Consider the following 3,439-nt stretch of genomic DNA (forward strand, 5'->3'; position numbering starts at 1 on the left):
TTATCTTTCACTCAGCGGCTTCTTCGTATTCTGACATTGGAGGGCATGTGCAGATGAGGTTTCTGTCGCCGTATGCGTTGTCGACGCGGTTGACGGGGGACCAGTATTTGTCGACGCCCATGGAGCCCGGGGGGAAGCAGGCCTGTTCGCGGGTGTAGGGGCGGTCCCAGTCGCCGACCAGATCGCGCACCGTGTGGGGGGCGTTTTTCAGCGGGTTGTTGTCCGCGTCGATCTTGCCGTCGATGATGTCCTGCGCCTCGGCCCGGATGGACAGCATGGCATCGCAGAAGCGGTCCAGCTCGGCCATGGGTTCCGATTCGGTGGGTTCGACCATCAGGGTGCCCGCCACCGGCCAGGACATGGTCGGCGCGTGGAAGCCGCTATCGACCAGACGCTTGGCGATGTCGTCGACGCTGACATGCGCGGCCTCGTCCAGCGGACGGGTGTCGAGGATGCATTCATGCGCCACCCGGCCCGTTTCCGAGGTGTATAGGATCGGATAGGCATCCTTGAGCCGTGCCGCGATGTAGTTGGCGTTCAGGATTGCCACTTTCGTCGCCTGCGTCAGACCCTCACCGCCCATCAGCAGCACATAGGCCCACGATACGGGAAGGATCGAGGGCGAGCCGAAGGGCGCCGCCGAGACCGGGCCCACGGCGGTGCCGTATTCCGGGTGGCCGGGCAGATGCTCTTCCAGATGCGCCTTGACGCCGATCGGGCCCATGCCGGGGCCGCCGCCGCCATGCGGGATGCAGAAGGTCTTGTGCAGGTTCAGGTGGCTGACGTCGCCGCCGATCTTGCCCGGCTGGGCCAGACCGACCATGGCGTTCATGTTGGCGCCGTCGATATAGACCTGACCGCCGTGGTCATGGGTGATCTGGCAGACCTCCTGCACGGTTTCCTCGAACACGCCATGGGTCGAGGGGTAGGTGATCATGCAGGCGGCCAGATGGTCGCTGTGCTTTTCCGCCTTGGCGCGGAAATCGGCGACATCGATGTTGCCCTTGTCATCCGACTGCACCGGCACCACCTGCCAGCCCACCATCTGCGCCGAGGCCGGGTTGGTGCCATGCGCCGAGGTCGGGATCAGACAGACATTGCGGTGCCCTTCGCCACGGGCGAAGTGATAGTTGCGGATGGTCAGCAGACCCGCGTACTCACCCTGCGCGCCCGAGTTGGGCTGCTGGCTGATCGCGTCATAACCGGTGATCTGGCACAGCTTGTCGTTCAGATCGGCAATCATCTCAAGATAGCCCTGCGCCTGATCTTCCGGGCAGAACGGGTGCAGATTGCCGAACTCGGGCCAGGTGACCGGGATCATCTCGATCGTGGCGTTCAGCTTCATGGTGCAGGACCCCAGCGGGATCATCGCCCGGTCCAGTGCCAGGTCGCGGTCGGCCAGACGGCGCATGTAGCGGGTGATCTCGGCCTCGGCCCGGTTCTTGTGGAAGATCGGGTGGGTCAGGTACGCGCTTTCGCGCAGCGCATGTTCCGGCAGGCGGTAATGCTTGTTCGAGCTGTCATCCTTGCGGTCGATGCCGAAGGCACCCCAGACCGCCTCGATGGTCTCGGGGCGGGTCTGTTCATCAAGGCTGATGCCGACCTTGGTCTCGCCCACCTTGCGCAGGTTGACGCCCCGGGCCACGGCGGCCTCCATGACCGTCTTCTGCAGATGGCCGACCTCGACCGTGATGGTGTCGAAGAACACCTCGGGTTCCACGGCAAAGCCTGCCGCCTCCAGACCGTCGGCCAGGCGCGAGGTCTTGCGGTGCACCGATTGCGCGATGGCCTTGATGCCGTCGGGGCCGTGATAGACCGCATACATCGAGGCAATGACGGCCAGCAGCGCCTGCGCGGTGCAGACGTTCGAGTTCGCCTTCTCGCGGCGGATATGCTGCTCGCGGGTCTGCAGCGCCAAGCGATAGGCCTTGTTGCCACGGCTGTCGATGCTGACGCCGATGATCCGCCCCGGCATCGACCGTTTCAGCTTGTCGGTGGTCGCCATGTAGGCCGCGTGCGGGCCGCCATAGCCCATCGGCACGCCAAAGCGCTGGGTCGAGCCGATGGCAATGTCCGCGCCCATCTCGCCCGGTGACTTCAGCAGTGCCAGCGACAGGATATCGGCCGCTACGATGGCGATCGCCTTATGTTCATGCAGCGCCGCGATCTCGGCAGAGAAGTCGCGCACATGGCCATAGGTGCCCGGATACTGGAAGATGGCGCCAAACACCGCACCAGCATCCAGCGTATCCGGATCGGCCACCTGCACGTCGATGCCCAGAGGCTCGGCGCGTGTTTTAATGACCGCGATGGTCTGCGGGTGGCAGTTCTTGTCCACGAAGAAGGCCGCGTTGTTGGCCTTGGACCGGCCGCCGCGCTTGGCCATCGCCATGGCTTCGGCCGCCGCGGTGGCTTCGTCCAGCAGCGAGGCGTTGGCCACGTCCAGCCCGGTCAGGTCGCTGACCATGGTCTGGAAGTTCAGAAGCGCCTCAAGACGGCCCTGGCTGATCTCGGGCTGATAGGGCGTATAGGCGGTGTACCAGGCCGGGTTTTCCAGGATGTTGCGCAGGATCGGCGCCGGCGTGGTGGTGCCGTAATAGCCCTGACCGATCAGCGAGGTCAGAACCTTGTTCTTGCGCGCCACCTCTTTCATGTGGAACAGCGCATCGCGCTCGGTCATCGCCGGACCCCAGTCCAGCGGCTCTGTCTGCCGGATCGCCGGCGGGACGGTGGCGTCGATCAGCTCGTCCAGCGTCTTGAAGCCGATCACCTTCAGCATGTCGCGCATCTCGGTGGGCGACGGGCCGATGTGGCGGCGATTGGCGAAGTCATAGGCTTCGTAATCGGTCAGTTTGAAGGCCATTGCAGCGCTCCTCATGAAATGTCTCACCCAGCCGCTCTGGCAGGAGCCTCCGGCGTGGGGTAAGGGCCGTCCTGGAACCTGTCCGGGGACAGTTTCAGGCCCAAACGGGCGGAGCCCAAATCAGCGGCTCCGGGTGAAAGAAGGGGGCGGATCCCGTCGGAACCCGCCGTTTGCTCAGCCGATCAGGGCCTTGTAGCCGTCCAGATCCATCAGATCCTCCAGCTGCGACGCATCCGCGATCTTGATCTTGTAGATCCACGCCTCGCCCTCGGGGTCGTCGTTCAGCGAACCGGGATTGTCCGCCAGCGCCTCGTTCACCTCGACAATCTCGCCATCCACCGGCGCATAAAGCTCGGACGCCGCCTTGACCGACTCGATCACGCCGATCTCGCCGCCCTTCTCAAACTCGTCACCCGCTTCCTGCTGCTCGACAAAAACAACATCGCCAAGCTGCTCAGCCGCATGAACCGTAATCCCCAGCGTCGCAACTTCTCCTTCAACTCGCAGCCACTCGTGCTCTTCAGAATAATACGTCGACATTCCTGTTCTCTCCTGACTTCAACGCTTGTAGTTTTG

The 3,439-nt window shown here is 63.7% G+C and carries 2 protein-coding genes; both read right to left on the reverse strand.

All coding sequences use genetic code 11. The features are described 5' to 3' along the window. Window positions 1-7 precede the first annotated feature (7 nt). Window positions 8-2,863 carry an aminomethyl-transferring glycine dehydrogenase gene (gcvP, locus tag ACR0MI_RS23595; protein WP_170613942.1) on the reverse strand — a complete coding sequence of 952 codons (2,856 nt, stop codon included), beginning with the start codon at window positions 2,861-2,863 and terminating at the stop codon, window positions 8-10. Window positions 2,864-3,037: 174 nt separating this feature from the next. Next, window positions 3,038-3,403 (reverse strand): glycine cleavage system protein GcvH, encoded by a 366-nt coding sequence (gene gcvH, locus ACR0MI_RS23600; protein ID WP_170613943.1) that lies wholly within the window; start codon window positions 3,401-3,403, stop codon window positions 3,038-3,040. Window positions 3,404-3,439: the final 36 nt, after the last annotated feature.

It is taken from the genome of Ruegeria sp. D4 (assembly GCF_056534475.1).

What these genes read in the sequence shown, in the direction of transcription:
- gcvP (WP_170613942.1), bottom strand. Translation starts at nt 2,863, where the DNA reads ATGGCCTTCAAACTGACCGATTACGAAGCCTATGACTTCGCCAATCGC.
- gcvH (WP_170613943.1), bottom strand. Translation starts at nt 3,403, where the DNA reads ATGTCGACGTATTATTCTGAAGAGCACGAGTGGCTGCGAGTTGAAGGA.